Annotated in this window: 19 protein-coding genes; 3 read left to right on the top strand and 16 right to left on the bottom strand. The window is 74.5% G+C overall.

What is annotated here, in order from left to right:
- Positions 1-62: 62 nt before the first annotated feature.
- From CLT72_RS28175 to CLT72_RS28150, 6 genes are all read right to left on the bottom strand, one after another.
- Positions 63-1370 (bottom strand): hypothetical protein, encoded by a 1308-nt coding sequence (locus CLT72_RS28175; protein WP_101414327.1) that lies wholly within the window; start codon positions 1368-1370, stop codon positions 63-65.
- Positions 1367-1891, bottom strand: a complete 525-nt coding sequence (locus tag CLT72_RS28170) for a SigE family RNA polymerase sigma factor (protein WP_101414326.1) — start codon at positions 1889-1891, stop codon at positions 1367-1369. The genes CLT72_RS28175 and CLT72_RS28170 overlap by 4 nt, the downstream gene beginning before the upstream one ends.
- A 93-nt stretch (positions 1892-1984) precedes the next feature.
- Positions 1985-5416, bottom strand: a complete 3432-nt coding sequence (locus tag CLT72_RS28165; protein WP_101414325.1) for an AAA family ATPase — start codon at positions 5414-5416, stop codon at positions 1985-1987.
- 83 nt (positions 5417-5499) lie between these two features.
- The gene (locus CLT72_RS28160) at positions 5500-5901 is read right to left on the bottom strand and encodes a hypothetical protein (RefSeq protein WP_350823758.1); all 402 of its coding nucleotides are present in this window, start codon (positions 5899-5901) and stop codon (positions 5500-5502) included.
- Entirely contained in the window at positions 5898-6158 is a 261-nt protein-coding gene (locus CLT72_RS28155; protein WP_101414324.1) for a hypothetical protein, read from the bottom strand. The genes CLT72_RS28160 and CLT72_RS28155 overlap by 4 nt, the downstream gene beginning before the upstream one ends.
- 16 nt (positions 6159-6174) lie before the next feature.
- Positions 6175-6852, bottom strand: a complete 678-nt coding sequence (locus CLT72_RS28150; protein WP_101414323.1) for a hypothetical protein — start codon at positions 6850-6852, stop codon at positions 6175-6177.
- A gap of 480 nt (positions 6853-7332) precedes the next feature.
- Between CLT72_RS28150 and CLT72_RS28145 the strand changes: the two genes are divergently transcribed.
- Positions 7333-8232 carry a cellulose binding domain-containing protein gene (locus CLT72_RS28145; protein ID WP_101414322.1) on the top strand — a complete coding sequence of 300 codons (900 nt, stop codon included), beginning with the start codon at positions 7333-7335 and terminating at the stop codon, positions 8230-8232.
- Positions 8233-8308: 76 nt separating this feature from the next.
- Here CLT72_RS28145 and CLT72_RS28140 read toward each other — a convergent pair whose 3' ends face one another.
- From CLT72_RS28140 to CLT72_RS28130, 3 genes are all read right to left on the bottom strand, one after another.
- Positions 8309-9214 carry a hypothetical protein gene (locus tag CLT72_RS28140; RefSeq protein ID WP_144082343.1) on the bottom strand — a complete coding sequence of 302 codons (906 nt, stop codon included), beginning with the start codon at positions 9212-9214 and terminating at the stop codon, positions 8309-8311.
- A gap of 440 nt (positions 9215-9654) precedes the next feature.
- Entirely contained in the window at positions 9655-10980 is a 1326-nt protein-coding gene (locus CLT72_RS28135; protein ID WP_101414320.1) for an AAA domain-containing protein, read from the bottom strand.
- A 23-nt stretch (positions 10981-11003) separates the two neighbouring features.
- Entirely contained in the window at positions 11004-11852 is an 849-nt protein-coding gene (locus tag CLT72_RS28130) for a sugar phosphate isomerase/epimerase family protein (RefSeq protein WP_101414319.1), read from the bottom strand.
- A gap of 182 nt (positions 11853-12034) precedes the next feature.
- Here CLT72_RS28130 and CLT72_RS28125 point away from each other — a divergent pair, with 182 nt between their 5' ends.
- The gene (locus CLT72_RS28125) at positions 12035-15307 is read left to right on the top strand and encodes an NACHT domain-containing protein (protein WP_158242079.1); all 3273 of its coding nucleotides are present in this window, start codon (positions 12035-12037) and stop codon (positions 15305-15307) included.
- Positions 15308-15416: 109 nt separating this feature from the next.
- On the top strand, positions 15417-15737 hold the full coding sequence (locus tag CLT72_RS28120) for a GYD domain-containing protein (protein WP_101414317.1): 321 nt from the start codon (positions 15417-15419) through the stop codon (positions 15735-15737).
- 162 nt (positions 15738-15899) lie between these two features.
- Here CLT72_RS28120 and CLT72_RS28115 read toward each other — a convergent pair whose 3' ends face one another.
- The 7 genes from CLT72_RS28115 to CLT72_RS28085 all read right to left on the bottom strand — a co-directional run bounded on the left by CLT72_RS28115 (position 15900) and on the right by CLT72_RS28085 (position 21075).
- Positions 15900-16733, bottom strand: coding sequence for a peptidase (locus CLT72_RS28115; protein WP_101414316.1), 834 nt, complete (start codon positions 16731-16733; stop codon positions 15900-15902).
- On the bottom strand, positions 16730-18034 hold the full coding sequence (locus tag CLT72_RS28110) for a VWA domain-containing protein (RefSeq protein WP_101415438.1): 1305 nt from the start codon (positions 18032-18034) through the stop codon (positions 16730-16732). Before CLT72_RS28110 ends, CLT72_RS28115 begins: the two co-directional genes overlap by 4 nt.
- 20 nt (positions 18035-18054) lie before the next feature.
- Positions 18055-18360 (bottom strand): DivIVA domain-containing protein, encoded by a 306-nt coding sequence (locus CLT72_RS28105; RefSeq protein WP_101414315.1) that lies wholly within the window; start codon positions 18358-18360, stop codon positions 18055-18057.
- Positions 18360-19430 (bottom strand): FAD-binding oxidoreductase, encoded by a 1071-nt coding sequence (locus tag CLT72_RS28100; protein WP_101414314.1) that lies wholly within the window; start codon positions 19428-19430, stop codon positions 18360-18362. The genes CLT72_RS28105 and CLT72_RS28100 overlap by 1 nt, the downstream gene beginning before the upstream one ends.
- A complete protein-coding gene (locus CLT72_RS28095) occupies positions 19427-19720 on the bottom strand; it encodes a hypothetical protein (protein ID WP_101414313.1) in 294 nt (97 codons plus the stop codon). Before CLT72_RS28095 ends, CLT72_RS28100 begins: the two co-directional genes overlap by 4 nt.
- The gene (locus CLT72_RS28090) at positions 19717-19944 is read right to left on the bottom strand and encodes a hypothetical protein (RefSeq protein ID WP_101414312.1); all 228 of its coding nucleotides are present in this window, start codon (positions 19942-19944) and stop codon (positions 19717-19719) included. Before CLT72_RS28090 ends, CLT72_RS28095 begins: the two co-directional genes overlap by 4 nt.
- 282 nt (positions 19945-20226) lie before the next feature.
- On the bottom strand, positions 20227-21075 hold the full coding sequence (locus CLT72_RS28085) for a protein kinase family protein (RefSeq protein ID WP_101414311.1): 849 nt from the start codon (positions 21073-21075) through the stop codon (positions 20227-20229).
- Positions 21076-21106: the final 31 nt, after the last annotated feature.

Here is a 21106-nt window from a genome sequence, read left to right as displayed (position 1 = left end):
CCTGCCGACGACGGGCACCGCCACGGAGGTAGTGGTGGTGCCCGTCGTCGTCCGGTGGCCGGCTAGGAGTCGGCCCGGACGGTGGTCACCGTGCCACCGGCGGCGGTGACGCGTACCTCGGTGGCGTCGGCGGGTAGCAGCGCCGCGCCACGCCCGGCGTCGTGCCACCGCCCGGCGCCGATCCGGTAGCTCAGCGCCGCGCCCTCGGTGACGACGAGGACGCCCTGCCCGTCCGGCAGCCGCAGCCGCACCGGCAGCGGCGCGGTCCAGTCGACGAACCCGCTGGCCACCGGCTGGAAGGGCGCGCCGCCGTGGGCGAGCATTGCGATCGCGCGGGCGGGGTCGTCGTCGTGCTGGATGGTCTGGAGCAGCAACTGCCGGCCGTCGGGGGTCGCCCCGTAGACGGTCAGGCTGGGAGAGCCTCCAGCCCGGTGGGTGCCGCCGTGATCGACGTAGGCGGCCAGCGCGTCCGTCGCGAAGACGTCCCTGCCGACCTGCGCGGCGGGGGTGTCGCCCCACACCCGGTCCGCGCCGGGCAACGTGTAGGTGACCGACCGCGGCTGCGGACTGGCCTTCCGGTCGGCGAAGAGGACGTCGGTCGCGTTGGCGATGTGGACGGCGGTCGTCGCGCTGACCGGCCTCCTGACCAGGGCGACGGTCACCCTGCCGCGCTGCGGCGGCACCGACAGCACGGCGGCCCCGTCCCGGAAGGCCACCGGCTGGAAGGTGCGCTCGATCCGGCCGTCGGCGGCGTACCGGAGCGTCGGTGAGAACTCCACCCGGTGTCCGGCGTCGAGCACGACCAGCACGTCGCGGCGGGGCCCGAGCAGCACGGCCGACGAATTGCCCTCGGTGGCGTCGGTGACGGTCTCCACCGTCATGACCCGTGGCCCGTCGGCGGTGGGCTCGACGAACGCGGCATAGCCGATCATCCGACCGCCGGCCGACTCTGACACCTCGTGGGCGACGGTGCTCTGTTGCGCGACGTAGGCGGCAGGCCCGGCCGGGGTGTCTCCCGCCCAGACCACGTGCGGATCGGTCCCGGCGTCGAACCCGGTGTCCCTCGCCCGCTGCCGCCACGCCTGGCGAACCTGCCGCAGATACCGTTCGTCGCCGGCCAGGTCGCCGCGGGTGGGTTCGTCGAACAGCGGCGAGGCGACCTCCATCACCGCCCCGTCGTCCCGGAGGTGCAGCGCACCGCCGACGGGTACCGCCACCACGGCCGCGCACAGCGCGGCCAGGACCGCTCGACGTCGCAGCAACCGGCGACGCCCACCCCGTCGCACGTCGTCGAGCAGAGTCGGCGGGCCGACGAGGTCGTCGGTCACCCGACGCAGGACGCCCCGCACGTCACTCTCTTCGATGGTCATCGCGCGCTCCCGGTGTCGGTCGGGACGGACAGGACGAGATGTGACCCGGCCAACGCCTCCCGGAGGTGGGCGAGGCCCCGGGAGGCGTGGCTCTTCACGGTGCCCTCGGAGCAGCGCAGCGCCCCGGCGACGTCGGCGACCGACAGGTCCTCCAGGTAGCGGAGCACGACGGCCGCCCGCTGCCGGGGCGGCAGGGTTCGCAGCGCCGCGACGACCGCCTGGCGCAGCGCGATGTCGTCGGCGTGGTCCCGGGCGACCCCGTGGTTGTCACCCAACGCCTGCTCCGGCCGCCGGACTCGCCGCCGCCACCGGTTGATCGACCGGTTGACCAGGGCCCGCCGGGCGTACGCCTCCGGGGAGATGCGCACCCGGCGCCAGCGCACGTACACCTGCTCCAGTACCTCCTGAAGCAGGTCCTCGGCCGCGTGTCGGTCGCCGGTCAGCAGGTAGGCCACCCGCAACAGCGCCACGGACCGGGTACGGACGAAGTCGTCGAACTCCGCGCCATGCGCATCTCGCATCTGGCCCCTCCCGCTCTCTCAGTCAGCAAGACACCGCGGAGGGCTGCGGGGTTTACCGGCTCTCGATGCCGGCGCTCGGCCGGTGCCCGGGGGCTAGAGGCGCCAGGGCAGTGGCTCGGGCGGGAGGTAGCGGCAGGTGCTGCCGGTGGAGACGGTGTCGCGCAGGTGGGCGGCGAGGCCCGGGTGACGCTGGTCGAGCTTGCGCAGCGCGTCCCGGATGCGGGCGGTCACCGTCTTGCGGGCCCGCTCGGCCTCGTCGCCGAGGCGGCGGCTGCGACCGGCCAGCCCGGCGGCGGCGCGCAGTTCGGCGAGCAGGGCACCCCGCTCGGCGTCGAGGTCGGCCATCCGCCGCCGGTCGCCGCGCTCGGCCGCCCGGTCGATCTCGTCGTCGAGCCGTTCCAGGTGCCGCCGGTAGCGGGCCTTCGCCTCGTCGTCGAGGACCGGGTCGCCGCCCATCCGACGGGCCGCGACGAGTTCCGGCCCGGCGATCGGGTCGAGCAGTTCGACCGCCGGGATGTCGACGCCCGGCCGGCTCAGCAGCACGTGCAGGTCGCGCAGCCCCTTCGCGTCGGGCAGGTGCACCACCACCCCGGCGTACGCGAGCTGCCAGACCGGCCCGTCGCGGCGGAACCCGTACGCCCGGCCCAGCCCCTGCTCCCCGACGGGCGCCTGCACCCCGCCGGACGGCTGCGCCACGGCGGCACCGGCGGCCACGGCGGCCACGGCGGCACCGGCCGGCGCCCGCGGCCCGATCGCCGCCCGCGGTTCGTGCGGCCCGCGCGCCGCCTGCGGGCCGGGCGGCCAGACGACCGCCACCTGCGGGCCGCCGACGCGGTCCGGAATCGGGCCGGTGATCGGGAGGAGGGCCCCGGAGTTGCCGACGGGCGGCACCCCGGCCCCCTCTGCACCGGTGAGGCGTCGGGTCACCTGGTGCATGCCCAGGTCGGTGGCGTCGCGGGCGGTGGCCTCGCGCAGCGCGGCGGCCGCCGCCGCGTCACCGGGGCAGTCCCGTCCGGTCAGCGCGTCGGCCAGGGCGGTGCGGGCCAGGACCGACCACGGGCGGGCGCCCAGGCGGTCGGCGGAGTCGCGGGCGGCGGAGAATCCGGCCACCGCGTCGTCCCAGCGTCGCTGCGCGGCGTCGACGAGGGCCAACCAGTGGTCGACGGGGCCGCTCAGGTCGCAGCCGAACAGCGCCGACATCCACTGCCCGCGGTGCGGTCGCAGGGCCTCCCGGACCTCGGCGCAGCGCCGGGGGTCGCGCGTCGCGGCGGCGACACCGGCGCGCAGCCGCAGCCACAGCGGCGACACCGCTCCCGGGTACGCCGTGCCGGCGGCCTCGATGCCGTTGACCAGCCGCAGGGCCGACCCGGTGTCGCCGCACTCGACGGCGGTGATGCCCCGGAGCAGCTCGGGATGGGGATAGCCGGCCGAGGAAAGCTCGTCGAGGATGGCGGCGTCCGCGCGGCCCTGGAGGTGCAGCCGGGACCAGCGCAGATGGTGACCCATGAAGGCGAAGTCGGAATGATCCCAGTCACCGAGGCCGGTCAGCTCGCCGGACAGCTCGTCGGCCCGGGCGAAGTCGCCACGGAACGCGGCGATGATGGCGTCGTCCATGGTGGCGGCGAACCGGTGCCGGACGTCGCCCCGACGGGCGCCGGCCAAGAAGGTGGCGAACTCGTCGTGGTAGCGGGGCTCGCCCAGTTCCAGCAGCGCGACCCAGCGCAGCGCGGTGGCCCAGAGCACGGTCTCCGTGTCGCCGCTCCGGCGCGCCACGTCGCGGATCTCGGCGGTGATCGCGGCCCGGTCGCGGGCCGAACCCAGCCCCCAGGTGGTGTCGTGGCGGGCCCAGAGGCTGAAGGTGAGCGCCTCGTCGTCGTGCCCGCGCCGGGCCAGGGACTCCGTGGCGGCGATCAGATCGGTGACGAGCGTGCTGACCGGGACGGCACCGGCGGATCCGCCGATCAACCGCCGGTACGCCTCCCGCACGACGCCCTCCGGATCGGGGACCCGTCTGGAGCCGTCGGCGTGGCGGCGGTGCACGACGAGGGCGACGCGGGCCAGCACCACCGGGTCGTCGACCGCCACGGCAAGCGTGACGGCCTCGGCGAGCAGCCGCCGGGCCTCGTCGCCGCCGCCCGCGTGGTGCAGCAGCTGGCCCAGCTCGATCATGATCTTCACGCGGCAGGTCGGGTCCTCCGCGACCTCCAGCGCCCGGCGGAAGTGCACCACCGACTCGTCCACCGCCAGCCGGCCAACCGCGTCGCGGGCGGCGGCGACCAGCAGCTCGGCGGCGCGCGTCGGGTCGAGGTGGGCGCCGGCGAGATGGGCGTGCCGGGCCAGGTCGGCGGGGATCAGCCGCTCGGCGAGCGCCGGCACGCCGTCGACGGCCCGGACCAGCCCGGCGTGCCGGGAGCGCCGGTCGTCCTCGGGCAGCGCGTCGTAGAGGGTCTCCCGCACGAGGTCGTGGACGAAGGCGAACCGGCCGCCGCCCCGGGACACCACGAGCCGGGCGGTCACCGCTCGGTCGAGGAGCCGGTCGGCCTGCGTGGCGGGCGTGCCCGCGTACGCGGCGAGGACCTGGCGGTGGAACTCCCGGCCGAGCACGGCGGCGGCGGTGAGTGCCTCGACGACCGCCGCCGGCAACTGGGCGAGACGGCGGCGCACCGCCTCCCGTACGCCCGGGGGGATCGCGCCGACCCGGCCGTCGGCACGCCAGATGCGGGCGGTCTGCTCCACGAAGAACGGGTTGCCGCCGGTGCGCCGGTGCACCTCGTCGACGAGACCGGCGTCGGGTGCCCGGCCCGCCGTGCGGGTCGTCAGCGCGGCCACCTCGTCGCGGGACAGGCCGGTGAGGGTGAGCGTGGTCGCCTTCGCCACCAGCGGCATCAGCAGCTCGCGCAGCGGGTGGTCGGGAGACTCGACCTCGGCGTCGCGGTAGGTGCCGATCAACAGCAGCCGCTCGAACCAGGTGTGCTGGGCGGCGAACCGCAGCAGCCGCATCGAGGCGGGATCGGCCCAGTGCAGGTCGTCGAGCACCACCACGACCGGACGGCGCTGCGACGCCGCGACCAGCGCGGTGGTCACCGCGTCGTGCAGCGCGAACTCCTCCTGCTCGACGCGGTCGTCGCCGGCCGGACCGCCGGTCGCCTCGTCGGCGTCGCCGTCCGTCGGCTCCCCGGCGGTGCCGCCGGTCGCCTCGCCGAGCAGCGCCGCGAGGCCCGGCTCGGCCGACTCGCGGGCCACGGCCCAGTCGTCGGACGAGCGACGCAGACCGCGCAGCACCTGCACCCAGGGCCAGTAGCCGGGCGCGCTGTCGGAATCCCAGCAGGCCGCGCCGAGCACCAGCGCGCCCCGCCGACGGGCCTCGCCGGCCGCCGCCGTGACCAGCGTCGTCTTGCCGATGCCCGGCTCCCCGGCGACGAGGACCAGGCCGCCGTGGCTGGCGGTCACCCGGTCGACCTCGGCGCGCAGCAGGGCTGCGGGATGCTCCCGCCCGATGACGGCCTCGTCGTACCGCGGATCCATGACGCCCAGACGGTAGCGGAACGGTGGGACATCGCGAGCCCTTTACGGCGGCGCACGGCACCCCGCGCCAGCCGGCGTGCGGGTCAGCGGGCGTCGGTGACGACGTGGGAGCAGGCGGCGCAGGCCGCCGCGCCCTGCTCCGCGTACCACCGGCAGCTCCGCCGGATCGCGCAGCGCGGCAGGTCAACCTCGGTCGGACCGACGGTCTCCCGGAACGACGCGGCCACGCGTTCGCCGAGGCCGCAGTGCTCGCCCGTCCAGAAGCCGCACTTCGCGGTGACGCACGGGCCGGCGAGCCGGTACCGCGACTCGATCGGGGTGTCCGTGCCGGCCTGGGCGAGCGCGACCTCGGCCGGGAGCGGCGGCGTGACGTAGGCGACCCGCCCCGCCGGAGTGATCATGCCGAGGAACACCGTGGCATTGGCCGCGGGGGTACTCGGGCACATCCGCTCCGGCGGGTCCGGCCGGTGGACGGGATCCGTCACCGCTGCATCCAGAAGCCGATGTCGTTGATCTTCTGGCCGAGTTCCTCGGCGAACGGGCCGTCGATGACCCACAAGCCGTACCACTCGGGGCGGAGCTTGATGTTGGCGTGCCCGACGGCGAGCGGGTTGGTCAGCCGCTTGCCGGCGGCGGTGAGCGCGTTGAGCCCGGCCTTCTGGATCTCGCTGGCGATGAGGCTCTGCTGTTCGGTCGTCAGATCGACACCGTCGACGACGAAACGGAATTCGCTGCGTGCCATGTCCTACCTCCGATGGTCAGTACGTGTCGGTCCGCAGCCCGCGCCGCAGACCCGCCCTGGTGAAGGCCGCCCAGCCGGAACGGGAGGTCGGGTCGGCTATGTGCCCGGTCCGCCCCAGGTGCTCCCGCCAGTCCGCCGCGTCGGCGTCGCGCAGCCCCCACAGTTCGCGGCAGGCGGTGACCGCGAACGCGACCTGCTCGGCCGAGCCGGTCCAGCCGGCGGGGCCGTCGATCACCCGGAGCGCGCCGCCGGCCTCGACGCGTACCGACGGGAAGTGGTGGTGCAGGCTGGCGAGGGTGGCCAGGTGAGCGGCGTCCGACCGCCCGGCGGCGAAGGCGTCCCGCGTCTCGTCGTCGCGGGAGACCTGGATGGCGTACAGCGTGAACGCGGCACCGTCCGCGCCCACCCGCCCCGACACCTGCACCGGCGGGCTCCAGGCGTGCGGTGAGTTGGCCGACCAGAAGGCCAGCCAGGCGTCGAGACGTTCGTGGAAGTCGGCCTGGAAGCGGGCCGGCGCGCCGGCGAGCCGGGCGGTGGCGATCCGTTCCCGCATGACGAGAGGTCGGACCGGCGCCGCTCCGCCGGCGGGTGGTGCGGCGTGGGCGGCGCTCGCTGCGCCGACAGTGACCGCCGAGGCAGCGGCGGCGCCGATCAGGATCCGCCGCCGGGACAGTGAGGCATGGGAATCGTTCATGGTCCGCCTTTCGTGGACGGCCTGTGCCACGAAACGCTATCGACCGACGTAGATCGTCTGGGCCGTCGATCTATCGGGAGGCCGACATGAATCCAGGTGATCGACGGCGGCGTGAATCCGGCGGCTGTGCTGTCGGTCGGCTGTCGCCCGGTTGGGCTCAACCGCCCCAGGGTCGCGCGGGGGTGCGGCGAAGGGCGTGCGCCGAACCCTCCTGACGGCGCTCCGGCTGACAGAAGACGCGGAAGGCGTGGAAGGCGTGAAGCCGAGGAACCACCGACGCCGAAACGCCGATACCTCTACGGCATAAAAATACCTGTGTGGCATCGAGGCGACGGGACCACCACACCGCCGGGCGTCGAGGTCCGGCGCAGCCCGTCACGGTCGATGAGACAGACCGCAGGCGGGAAGGCGCCCGAGGCCGGCACCCGGGCGACACCTAACGATTGATAAGCTTCCATTCCTGCTCGTAGCATCGCCACCATGCGTGTCCGTCGCGTCACCACCGCCGCCGTCCTCGCCGTGCTGTTGGGTCCGCTCGCCGTGGGTGCCGCGCGGGCGGACGACGCCCCGGCGCTCACCACGCCCGGCTCCCCCGTCGTCGTGGTCGACCAACCGCACCTGCTCACCCTCTCCTGGGCGCCCTCGACCTGGGTGGGCGAGCCGGCCGGCGAGCAACCGATCACGTACGAGGTGCGGGCGCGACTCGGCCCGCACGTCTACCGCAGCCTCGGCAGCACGACCGCCACCACCCTGACGCTGACCAACCTCGCGCCGGGCAGCGAGTACCGGCTCGTCGTCAACGCCTACACCCTCGGCGGCTACTCCGACCCCTCCCCCGTCACACCGGTCCGCACGGCGTACGGGCAGGCGAAGGTCAGCTACCTCAACCTCGACTGGTCGCCGACGGACAACCAGATCCAGCACGTCCTCCAAATCGTCAACACCGGCACCGGGCCGCTCGACCTCGCCGACGTGCGGGTGCGCTACCACGTGACCTTCGAGGGCGGGGACACCTCGCTGGCGCTCAACTGCGACTGGGCGGCGCTGGGCTGCGACCGGATCCGGCGCACCACGACGTTCTTCCCGCCGCCCCTGCCGCCCGGCGGGCCGTCGACGCCGACACCCACCCCGACGCCGACCCGCTACCCGCTGCCGGGCACGCCGATCCCCGGCTGGGTGGAGCTGACCTTCACCGACGGCGTCCTCGCCCCCGGTGCGTCGTCCGGGCCGATCCAGTTGCGCCACCACCGGCCCGGCTGGACCGACATCGACGAACGCGACGACCCGAGCTGGCGCGCCGCCACCGGCCAGTGGACCGACAACAGCCGGATCACGCTCGACGTCGATGGCGTGCGCGAGTTCGGCGACACGTTCGCCTGACGCGCGCCGACCGTGCAGGGGCCGGCCGGTGGCGCCGGCCCCGGGTCGGGGCGACGCCACCGGCCGGTGCCGCCGGCTACGCCGTCGCGCAGATGGCGTACGCGGTGCTGGTCCAGTTACCGGTGAACGTGTCCTCCTCGTACGCGCCGACGGTGGCGGTGGCCGGCGCGGCGGCCGGGCCGCCGTTGGGGCGGAAGTCGTCGACCACGCCCTCGCCCGTGACGCCGTTGAGTTCGTAGCCGGCCCCGGTCAGCACCTTGCCGAACGGGCAGGCCGCCGCGACGCTGTGGAAGTCGTTCGAGTCGCTGGGGCTCACCGCCGAGATGCGGGCCAGGCCCGCCAGGGGGTTGGCGCAGATCGCGTACGCCGTCGCGGACCAGTTGCCGGCGAAGGCGTCGGCCTCGTACGCGCCCACGAAGACGGAGGTCGGCGCGGCGGCCACGCCACCGTTGGGCCGGAAGTCGTCGACCACCGCCTCGCCGGTCGCACCGTTGAGCTCGTAGCCCGTCCCGGTCAGCACCTTGCCCACCGGGCAGGTCGCCGTGACGCTGCGGAAGTCGTTCGAGTTGCTGGCGCTGGCCACCGAGACGCGCACCAGTCCCGCGACCGGGTTGGCGCAGATGGCGAACGCGGTGAGGGACCAGTTGCCCGCGAACGCCTCCGCCTCGTACGCCCCGACGGTGACGGCGGTCGGCGCGACGGCCGGGCCGCCGTTGGGCCGCAGGTCGTCGACCACCGCCTCGCCGGTCGCACCGTTGAGCTCGTAGCCCGTCCCGGTCAGCACCTTGCCCACCGGGCAGGTCGCCGTGACGCTGCGGAAGTCGTTCGAGTTGCTGGCGCTGGTCGCGGCGATCCGGACGAGGCCGGGGACGGCGGCCGACGCGGGAGCGGCGGGGACGATCACCCCGGCCGCCACGGCGGCGCCGAGGAGAAGGGTGAACGCGCGGGATCGGGGCCGGCGGGCGGCTGGCTGAGCTGACATGCGAGTCTCCTGTCTGTCGCCTCGGTGGCGGCCTCCCGCGGAGTCGGGTCCAGACCGGCACGAAGGCGTTGCGATTGACGGACCTCACGCTAGGTAGTCATCCGACCAGGCATTATCTCCAAGCCGACTACGTCAAGTAATCGACTGCTGGCCCGACGACGGAGCGCCAGCCCGCCCGAGGGCCCGCGCCGACGTCGCGCGGCCCCCGGACGGCGTACGCGGCCGTCAGATCGTGTAAAGGATCTTCACACCGGCGAGCAGCGCGCCGCCGGCGAGCGCCCGTCGGGCCGGGGCGAGGACGCGGGCGAGTAGACCCGTCATAGGGGAAGTTCCCGCCGGAGCCGGAATTTGATGTTGATGGATGTTGAGGCAGCCATCGACATCCGGCGAGAGGGCGGACAGGGTGCGCGCGGCCGGCGGGCAGGTGGCGTACGCCCGGGTCAGGTGGTCACCGTCGTGCCGGCGAGCAGGGCGAGGATCGTCTGGTTGGCCTCCCAGCCGTCGGGGAACCTGACCGGCACGTCGAGGTGCACGATCTCCGTCGACGGGTGGGCGTCCAGCAGCTCGCCGATCCCGGCGCGCGCCACGACGACACACGCGTGCCGGTGCCGCGACGTCAGCACGCACAGCCGCCCCGACTCAAGGTGGAACGCGGTCGCGTCGCGGCGGCCCGACAGCGGGTGCAGCACGATCGTCACGTCGTACTCCCGGCCCTGGAGCCGGTTGGCGGTGTCGACGGTGATGCCCGCCCCGGCCTCGCCCAGGTGCGCGCGGATGGTCGCGACCTGGTCGCGGTGGGCGGCCCCGACGGCGATCCGGTCGGCGGTGACCGGCGCGCCCGCCGGCGCGTGCTCGCTGACGGCGACCGCGCCGCGCCGGAGCATCCGCAGCGCCAGGGCCGCGCAGGCCGCGGCGGCCTCGCCATCGGTACGCAGGGTCTGCCGCGCCGGCAGCTCGTGCAGGGCCCAGCCGGTGGCGGCGGCCAGCTCCACCGTCCGGTCCAGGGCGTCCCCCGCCCCGGGCTCGGCGAGGTGCAGCGCCCGGTCGGCGGCGCCGGTGCCGGCGCGGAACCCGGTGAACGGGTAGAACGCCGCCGCGACGACCGGCGCCGCCGAGGCGGGCAGCCGCCACGACACCGGCAGCCGGTGCACGGGCAGCTCCGGGTTGTGCCGCAGCAGCACCGCCACCGCCGACTGCATCGGGTCCCAGGTCAGGCCCGTCCAGCGGCCCGTCTCCACGGTCGAGAACGGGTCGAGCTGACCGGGGTCGCCGACGAACAGCGCCCGCTCGAACCGCCCGGCCACGCGCAGCAGGGCGTCCGAGCGCATCTGGTACGCCTCGTCCACGATCGCCCACGGCCAGGAACCCTCGGCGACCGTGGCCCACTTGGCGGCCGTACCGATGATGACGGCCGGACCGCCGAGGTCGGCGACCTTCGCGGCGACCTTGACCGTCTCGTGGCCCCTGACCCGCTCGGACGGCCGGTAGTCGGCGGCGGAGAGCCGGCCGATGCGCAGCTCGGGCGCCTTGCGCGCCAGGCGGTCGATGAGGTCGTCGACCTGCTCGTTGGTCTGCGCGACGATGATCAGCGGCTCGCCGGCGGCGGCCAGCTCCACGGCGGCGCGCACCACCAGGGTCGACTTGCCGGCGCCCGGCGGCGAGTCGACCACGACGCCGCGATGGTCGCCGGAGCGCAGGTCGGCCAGTACGGCGGTGATGACCCGCTCCGCCTCGACCGTCGGCGGCACCTCCAGCCCGGAGCGCATCGATCCCACCTTCCCCCCGAGATCTACGGGAGATTACGCCCGGTCAGGCCGCGCAGGAAGGCCAGCCCCTCGACGGCGAGGGTGTCGGGGTCGGTGGTGAGGGGTCGCCACACGGACATCGGCACGGCCAGCGCCTCGGCGGTGAACGACTCGATGTTCACCTGGCCGGTGTAGCCGGTGCCGGTCAGGGCGTCGAACATCCCCCGCCAGTCGAGGTGGTCGCCGCCGGGCACCCCACGGTCGTTGCCGCACACCTGCACGTGCGCGAGCCGGTCGCCGGCCAGCCGGATGGCGGCCGGCAGGTCACGTTCCTCGATGTTGAGGTGGAAGGTGTCCAGGGCGAGGCCCAGGCCGGGGAGGTCGGCCACCACCTCCAGCGCCTGGTCGACGGTGTTGAGCAGGCTCGTCTCGAAGCGGTTGAGCGGTTCGAGGGCGATCGTCACGCCCTGGCCGGCGGCCTCGTCGGCCAGGGGCCGGAGCCGCTCGACGAGGCGCGCGACGGTGGCGCGCCGGGCGTCCGCGTCCAGCAGCCACCGCCGGCCGGCCGGCGCGTAGAGCGGGCCCGCCACCACGGCGGCCCCCACCCGGCCGGCGGCCCGCACGCACTGCCGCACGAACTCTTCCGTACGCCGTACGACCTCCTCGTCGTCGGCGAGCAGGTCGTGCTCGGGCAACAGGCCGGCGCAGACGGCGGGGGCCAGGCCCAGCCCGGCGAGCAGGTCGGCGGCGCGGTCGGGGTCCCAGTCGCCGGGCGCCTGGACGGTCAGCTCGACGGCGTCGAAGCCCCAGGCCCTGATCCGTGGGGCCAGTTCAGCGAGCGCCTCGTCGGTCAGCGGTGCCGCCCACGCCCACGTGTTGATGCCGATGCGCATCCGCACCCTCCCGCCGTCGCCCGATGAGACCGTCGACTGTAGAGGGTCCGGCACCGCTGGTGTGATCGGCCGGCGCGGAAACGCCGAAACCGGGCTCCCACCTGCGGAAACCGCACTAACGTGAACGTGAGGGCCGGGACGCCTCCGTCCGTCGACCGGCCACGTCGACCATGGGGGTGTCCGTGCGCGGGCCGAAACGTGGTCCGGTCTGGGCGGCCCAGCTGTGGCTACGCCAGCGCCGGCGCCGGTGGCGTACCCGACGGGAACGCCGGACGGAGCGGGACCGCCGCCGACGGTCCGACGAGCGGGCCAGTGGCCGGGTGCGGTGGCGCTACCGCCGCTGGCTGCGGTGGACGATCGTCGCGGTCGCCTGGGCGTTGCTCGGCTGGACCGTGCTCTCCCTGGTCCTGACGGTCCTCAACACCGAGCCGCGTCTCCTGCCGGTCACCCGGTGGTGCGAGGGAAACCAGCCGAGAGCGTACTACTGCGGGCAGGTGCAGGGCTTCGTCAAGCCCCTCATGGTCGCGGCGCTGGGCGTCGCCTTCTTCTACTACTGGCGCTACGTCCCGGTCCGCCGCTGGTACCGGCACAGCGTGATGCGCAACAGCCGGATGGTGCTGCCCAGCGCCGAGCGGGGCCTCGACCCGAGGGACGTCGTCGGCCGCGACGAGCTGTGCGAGTTGCTGATCCAGCGGCTGCGCGACCGGGCGACCCGGCGACCGCTGCTGCTGGTGGGCGGCATCGGCACCGGCAAGACGGCCACCCTGGCGCGACTCGCGGAGATGCTGATGGCCGCCGACGTCGTACCGGTCGGGGTCGACCTGCGCAGCGTCACCGATCCGGAGAAGCTGAACTTCCGCCAGCTCGCCCTCGCGCAGTTCGAGAGCACCATCGACACCCGGCTGCGGTCCTCGGGCGAGGCCGACCGGATCTGGCGGCGGCTCTGGCTGGAGAACCGCCTCGTGGTGCTCGCCGACGGGCTGGAGGAGAGCCTCGCCGACGCCGGCGAGCCCGCCGACCGGGACAGCGTGCTGCGGGACGCGATCCACACGGCGGTGCGCGAGCGCCTCCCCCTGGTGGTCGCCTCGCGTCCCGACGATCCGCTGCGCGGGCTGGACGCGCTGCTGCTGCAACTGGAGCCGCTCGCCCAGGGCCCCGCCCTCGAATACGTGCGGGCCCGCAGCCACCGCTCGGAAGCGGGCCACCGGTGGGACCGCATCAGCGAACTGGTCAAGGCCGCCGACGTCGCGGACTCGCCGTTCTACCTGCGGATCATCGGGCAGCTCCACGAGGTCGACCGGCTGGACCGCGTCGAGCCGACGGGGCCGGGCCGGGCCGCGCTGCGGTGGTGCCTGCTGGAGGAGTGGTACCACGCCACCGTCGCCGGTGACCTGTACGAGGACTACGGCCTGCCGCAGGTCGAGCGCTCCGACGCGATCGAGGTGCTCTCCGCCCTCGCCTGCCTCGGACTGCGCGGCAACCGGCTGTTCGTGCGGACGACCGAACTCACCGGCGGCGACACCGCAGACGCCTGCCGGCAGTGGATCCTGACCGAGCTGCGGAACCGGCTGTGCAAGCTCGACGCCGACAACGCGCAGGACGTCGGGCTGGCCGAGACCACCGGGGACGCGCTGAACATCGTGTTGAAGCGGCAGGACGGGGTGCGCTTCCAGCACGGCGTCGTCCAGGCGTACCTCGGCTCGCGCTTCCTCACCGCCGCCACGCGCGACCCCGGCTTCCTCGACCGGGCCTTCGGCCACCACCACGGCCCCGGGCGGGAGCTGCTGGCCGCCCTCACCCTGCACGCCCGCAGCGCGGGCGCGTTCGAGCAACTGGACGGGCGACGACGGCCGACCGTACGGGCCGGGAACCTGCCGCGCCTCGGCGACGCCGTACGGCGCAAGGCGGGGCTGCCCACGGACGGCCGGGACGCGAACGCCACCCGGAAGAGGTCGATCGACCTCCTGCGGCGGCTCTGCGACGAGGCCGCGCGTACCCGCAACCGCACCCGGGCGCTGGAGATGTTCGCGGCCGCGCTGGAGATGGACGCCGCCACCGGGCACACCGCGCACCGGCGACTGGCCGACGCCCTCCGCGGCGCCTGGTGCCACTACCAGGGCGACGGGTCCGTCACCGACCGCCCGCTCGAGGACGCCAAGATCGCCCTCGTGCACCGCTACGGCGACGCCGCCCGGCAGCTCGTGGACCGGCCACCCGCCCCCACCGGGTTCCGGTCGCAGCGGCCCACCCCGCGGTACGACCAACTGTTCCTCATGATGGCCGACGAGACGTCCTACCTTCCCCGGCTGGCCGCAGCCCGCGAGATCGCCGCCGGCGGCAACGCGGCCGTACGGGCGCTGCACGACCTGCCGTTCGAGCAGGCGGACGGCTCGCCGGGCCGGGAGCGCCTCGACGAGGTGCGGACCTGGCTGACTCCGTCGCTGTTCCTCTACGCCGACGACGCGCACGCCCCCGGCGAGCCGAACTGGCGGGAGGAGGCCCACCGGGCCCTGCGGCACTGGGTGCACCGGCTGGTCACCGACGCCACCGACGGCGCCCGCGTCTACGAGCTCACCCTCGCCCAGGGGTTCCGCCTCGCGGCGAACTGCCGGGTCTACCCGGCGCACCGCAGCCTGCTGATCGAGGAGGCCGAGAAGGCGCTGCGGCACTCCCGATTCTGGTACTCCCACCTGGTACTCATCCAGGCGCTGACCCTGCTGGCCCTGCCCCGCGACCCCGGCGAGACGCTGCGCGAGCGGGGCCACGGATCGGACCCGCGCGGGCTGGTCGACTTCTGGATCTCGATCGCCGGCGGCCGAGACCGCGCCCCGTACCGCCGCAGCGGCACCGACCATCCGCTCGTCCGCAAGGTCGCGGACCTGTGCGTCGAGTCGCTCGTCGACCGGCACCCCGAGCGACGCTGCTGGATCGACGAACGGGAGATCGTCGGGCGGGTGGGCACGGTCAGCCCGCAGCCCGGCATCCGCCGGCTCCAGGACTCCTGGCTGCCCGCGTCGCACGGCTGGGCCGTCCTGGAGCCCCGGGCGCAGCGGCTGCTGGCCGACGTGATGCTGCTGCTCAACCTCGCCGACCGGGGCCAGAACGGCATCGAGCGGGCCCGCCGGCTCACCCGGGCCAGCCGGTCCGACCTGCCCCCGTGCCTCACCATCGACCGCACCGCCATGCGGGTCACCCTCAGCCGCCGCCAGGCGCACGACGTCCAGCCGGGCTCCACCTGCATCGACGACTGCCCGTTCCGGCTGTGCCCACTGCCGCCGAAGGGCGACGAGCTGCCGTACCAGATGGAGGAGGTCTTCTGCGCCCACCAGATCGACCTCGTCGGGCACTGGTTCCGGCCCGGCGCGCGGGCCGACTGGCAGGCGGTCAACCGCAGGGATCTGCGGACGTTCTGGCGCCAGATGTCCGAACGGATGGCGCCAGCGTGGCGCAAGTGAGCTGACGGGCCCCGGCGTTCCGGCCCCGACCGGCCGCGTCCCGGCGAGCGGCAGGACTAGACAGCCGCACACCGGGTACGCGCGGCCGGGATCTGGAGGTGGTGCCCGGATGGCGAGGTTCCTGTTCACGGCGACCTACACGGTCGCGGGGATCAACGGGTTGATGAAGGACGGCGGGACGAGACGCGCCGAGGTGATCCAGTCGTTGATCGAGAACGCCGGCGGCCGGATGGAGTCGCTGTACTTCGCGCTCGGCACACACGACGCGTACGTGATCTGCGACCTGCCCGACCAGCAGACCGCCGTCGCCCTGGCCGCCACGATCCGGGCGGCCGGCGGCCTGGACACCCGGGTCAACCCGCTGCTGACTCCCGGGGACATGGACGAGGCGTTCCGGTTGAAGATGGCCTACCGGCCGCCGGGAGCCTGACCCGCCGACCCGGCCGCGGCGGTGGTCGACATGGCGCGAGGGCTGTCAATGCCTGCCGGCCAACTCACGGCGGTGGAGCAGGGCGGGCAGGACCTGTTCGGTCATGCCCGCCCTGCCGTCATCGTCTGATTCGTGTCCTGGTGCGCTGACCGCGCGTACGACTCAGCCGACGCGCTGGCGGGGGCGGGTCAGGGCGAAGCCGACCACGCCCGCGACGGCGGCCAGGATGCCGCCGGCGATGGTCCAGTACCAGCGGGACGACAGGCTCGGCCACCGGACCCAGTCGAACCAGCCGTCCTCCTCGTCGCCGGCCGCCGCCGGGGCCGGCGTGCTGGCGGTCGGGTCGCCGGCGAGCACCTTGCCCGGGTTCACCGCCGGGACCAGAGGCTCCTTCAGGTCGCCGCCCTCCGGTTCGGTGTCGTCGTCGGACTCCACCCCGACGAGCAGGCTCACCTCGATCGGCAGGCCCAGCTCCTGCTCCGGCAACTCGATGCCGGACAGCCGGACGTAGTACGTGCCCGGCAGCGGGTCACCCGACCACGGCTCGGCCCACGAACGCACCTGGCGCAGCTCGCAGTCGAGTTCGACGGTGGCGGCGCTCTTGGACGCCACCGGGGTCTGCGCCCCGGCGACGCACGCCTGCCGGCGGCGCAGCCCGTCGAAGACCTCGACGGTCCAGGTGGAGTCGCCCTTCCGGCTCGCCGCGGCGGGCAGCGACACGGTGGCCGCCACGTGGTGGGTGTCCCCCGCCTCGGCCGTGAACGACCAGTACAGGTAGTCGCCCACGGAGGCACCGACCCGTACGGGCTGGCCGGGGCTGATCCCGGCGGCGGTGAGGAACGAGGTGCCGGCCTTGTTGATGGTGGCGGCCCCCGGCGACGGGGTGGGCGTGTCCGCGCTGGCGGCGGCCGGCAGCGCGACGGCGATACCGGCGGCGGCGAGCAGCACCGCCGCCCGGCGGGCCGAGATCAGGGCCGGAGCCTTCGGCGTCGTCATCGGGTCCTCCAGACCGCTACCCACCAACGGGTCAGCCAACCAACGATCAACCCGCTGAGCAGGCCCGCGAGGGTCAGTACGCCCAGCAGCACCCAGCCCCGGCCGAGGCCCGGGCTGTTCGGGGCGGGCGACGCGTCGACCAGGTCGACGGTCAGTTCGAGCGGCATGCCCGGAGCCTGACCGGCACCCGCCTTAGCGGAGAAGGAGTTGCTGACGACCAGGCAGACGACGGTGGGCTCGGGAGCCTGCTCCGTCGAGTCGGAGAAGACGCCGCCCTCGTCGCCGTCCTCCGACTCCTCATCCTCGTCGTCCGCCGCCGCCCAGCGCACGCCGGTCGACAGCACGTCGGTACGACCGCTGCCGGCGTCGTTGCCCCGGACCAGTTCCCGCCCGTCGGTGGCGGTGGCCCGCAGCAGTACGCCGTAGTCCCGGTTCAACGGCCGGTCCAGGCCGATGCTCACCGAGGCCCGCAGCTCCTGCCCCGGCTGGACCGGGATCCGGTACCACCGGTGCTCCTCGAAGCGCTCCCGGTCGGTGTAGACGCCGGGGGTGAGCACGGGTGCCTTGGCGCAGACGTCGGTGCCGGCCACCTTCGCCGGCGTCTTGGCGTGCGTGTCCTTGGCCCGTTCCACGAGCTGCTTGATGCGCCGGGTCAGGTCGTCCTTGCTCTGCGCCGAGGTGTAGGTGCCGCCAGTCGCCGAGGCGATGCAGACGAGCTGCCTGCGTACCTTCTCGTCGGGGATGAGGCCGAGCGTGTCGACCACCAGTTTGGTGCCCTGGGCGGCCAGCTCGCGGGCCACCTCGCAGGGGTCCGGCGGCGCGCAGGTGTCCTCGCCGTCGGTGATGAGCACGATGCGCCGGGTGGTCTCGCCGGTGCCGAGGTCCTTGGCGGCCTCGCGCAGGGCCAGCCCGACGGGGGTGAAGCCGGTCGGGCGCAGGGTGGCGATGGCGTTCTTGGCCTTCACCCGGTCGACCGGGCCGACCGGTACGAGCTGCTGGGTGTCCTGGCAGCCGACCTTCTTGTCGTCGCCGCCGTAGGTGGCGCCGAGGACGCGGATGCCGAGATCCGTCGTCTCGGGCAGCGCGTCCACGACGTCGTTGAACGCCTCCTGGGCGACCGCGATGCGGGAGCGACCGCCGATGTCCTTGGCCCGCATCGAGCCACTGACGTCGAGCACCAGCTCCACTTTGGGCGGTTCGACGGGTTCGGTCTCGTGCTCGTCGGCGTAGGCGGGAACGCCCAGTGTCGGGAAGGCCACCAACAGTCCTATCAGGACTGCCGGAAGCCGTCGTTTGATCATCACGGCGCCGATCCTAGTGATCATCGTGCTCGTGGCCGATCGGGCGTCAATGTCTCGTCCACAAAGGAGGAGTTGCGCGAGCGCTCCTCGGCGTGCCGGGTCTGCCAGGTGCGCAGCGCCTCCTTGATGCGGTGGTTCTCGGCGCGGGTGAGGTCGAGCTGGCGGGTGCGGTCGCGCAGCTCGTGGGCAAGGCGGCACAGCAGGGCGTCGACCTCGTCGACCCGGTAGCCGCGCCGGCCGAGCGGCGTACGCGGCAGGGTGACGTCGAGGACGCGGTCGGGGGTGAGCGGGCCGGGCAGGGCGTGGCGGCTGCGGTAGACGGCCATCAGGGCACCAGCTCCGCCGGCAGGTGGATACGCTCGGCGGGCACCCCGGCGGCGAGCAGCCGCAGCCGCGCACCGGCGAGCATCGGGGGCGGGCCGCAGACGTACACGCCCTGCTCGGGGCGGCGGTGGCCGAGGGCGACCGTGAGGGCGTCGCCCCGCTCGGCAGGCTCGGCGCCGGGGTCGTGGCTGAGGGCGGGCACGACGGTCAGCCACTCGTGGGCACGCTGGAGGCTGTCGAGGGCGGGCGCGTCGTACAGGTCCGCGAAGGTGCGCGCGCCGACGACCAGGGTCACCCGCCGGCCGTCGGGTGCGGCGGCGACCTGCTCGACCAGGGCGCGCAGCGGCGCCAGTCCGGTGCCCCCGGCCACGAGCAGCAGGTCCCGCCGCGCGGACGGGTCCAGGCTGAGGCCGGCGTCGCGCGGCGGGCCGAGCCAGAGCAGCTCGCCGGGGCGTACGTCGTGGACGAGGCTGTGGGCGACGACCCCGGCAGCGACGGCGCGGACGTGCAGCTCGAGGGTGCCGTCGGGGCGCGGGGCATTGGCCGGGGAGAGCCAGCGCCAGCGGCCGGGCCGGCGCGGCGTGCAGACTCCGACCGCCTGGCCGGGCTGGTGGGGCAGGCGCTGCCAGGGGCGTACGGTCAGGATCGCGATCGTGTCGCACGGCCGGTCGCGGCCGATCACCTCGGCGGGGCACCAGGCCGGGCCGTCGTCGGCGCGGGCCGTGGCGCGCCGCACGGCCTCGTCGGCGCGGCGTCCGGCGTGCTCCCAGGCGTCGACGAGCCGCGGCGTCCACAGTGGCCGGGCGTGCCGGGCGACGGCGGCGAGCAGCGCGTCGCCGATCGTGGCGGCGTGCGGCAGCAGGCCAAGCTGGCGGTACGCGCGGCCGAGCACCGCCAGCAGCGCCGCCCGCCCGGCCGGGTCGTCGCCGCCGACGGTGAGGCGGCCGAGCGCGGCGAAGAGCAGCGGCGCGTCCCGCTCGGGCAGCAGGCCGGGGCGGCGGTCCTCCAGCGTGCACCAGAAGTCGTCGGCGCCCCGCTCGACGGCTGTCTCCCAGGCGGCGGCGATGGTCACGCGCCCACCTCGCCAGCGAAGGCCCGCCGGGCGCGGGCGACCCGCTCGTCGGGCACGTCGAGCGCCCAGAGCACCCCCGCCAGGTAGTCGACGACGCGCCGGTGCTGCTCCTCCGACAGGCCGAACCCGCGCCACGGGTCTGTCGCCGGCTGGCCGTCGACGGCCGCGGCGAGGCCCGCCGCCAGGTGCGCGCCGAGCCGCTCCAGGTCGACCCCGATGAGGTACGGCGACAGCTCCGCGTCCGCCACCACGAGGCGCAGCCACCGCCCGACCGCCTCCTGCGCGGTCACGCCCAGCCGCCCTGCTCGACCTGGGCTTCCGTGAGGCCGGCGGCCCCCAGGGTGGCGCGACCCCAGCGGGCGAGGCGGCAGGGGTACGGAACGCGCTCGCTGCGGCACAGCTCGCCCTGCGGCCAGCTCTCGGGGACGTGGGTGCGTACCGCCTGGACGGCGATGGCGAGATCCTCGTCGGTGACCGGGGTAAGCACCGGAAAGTCGTCGAGCAGGGTGGGCATGCCGGGCTCCTTGGTGTTCAGGGACGGCTTCGGGCCCCTGTCGACAGGTGGAGTGGCGCCGGGGCGGGCGGGAGCGGAGCTGTGTCGTTCGGGTCGACGCAGCGCCGGAGCCAGCACCCGCCCCGGGCCATGCGTCGACCTTCGACTCCGGCCAGGGCTCCCGCTATGCCGCGATGATCGTGACGGCGATACACGCTGTGCATGCGGTTCGTCACTCACACGCCTTGATCGCGTGACCTCAGTGGATAGCGCAGTGCCAGTTCAAGGGCATGCTGCCGGTCTTCAGGCCACCGGTGCTGTCGAGCTGCCCCGCCGATGAGGGCATGACCGGTGGGCGGCCCAGCGGCGGGCGGCGTCGACGAGCGGACCGTGGTGGGACGCCGGAGCGGTGCGCTGCTTGCGCTGCCAAAGCAGGACCAGGGCGGCGGCGAAGGCGGTCACCGCCGGCTGGGGTGCCTCGGCGAAGGCGGGCACCTGCCGGCCCCACTCCTCGGCGGCGGCCGGGTCGTGGCCGGCGTGGATCAGGCGGTGCACCAGGAAAGCGGTGTCGATCCAGGCGGCACCCCGGGCGGGACCGGACCAGTCGACGAGCCGGGCAACCTGTGTCTCCCGCGTAGCTGAGCGGGTCTCGATCAGGAAGTTGCGGGGCGTCATGTCGGTGTGCAGGAGGGTGTCGCCGTCGACCAGCTCGGGGGCGATGAGCGTGCGCCAACGGTCGACGAAGGACGGCACGGCGACGGGAGGGCACGGCGTGAGCTGTCGCGCCAGGTCGCTGAGGAGGGCCGCCAGCGGCGTCAGGTCGGGTGAGCCCGGGGACAGGTCGGGATGGCGGCCGGCGGCGTGTTCGAAGCCCAGGAGCAGCCAGCCGTCGCGCTCGACGGTCCAGAGCAGCCGGGGAGCCGTCGCGGGCAGCCACCGGTTGATTCGGGCCTCGTTGCGGTAGAGCCAGCCGAACCGGCCGTCCACCTGCCCGCCCTTGCAGAAGACGGGGCCGGCGGCGGTGTCGAGGGTGACGGCGATGTCGCTGGCGGCACCGGTCGGGATCGTGCTTGTCGTACGGATCAGACCCGTGTGCCGCTCGACGTCACGCCGTACCCCGTCGGGAAGCTCATCCCAGTGACGGCGTGGCATGTGGTGGGCCTTCCGGCGGCGCGCGGTCCCG

The organism is Micromonospora sp. CNZ309, assembly GCF_002846525.1.
Note: the sequence above shows the minus strand (reverse complement) of the source record. Positions and strands in the feature narration are given on the sequence as shown.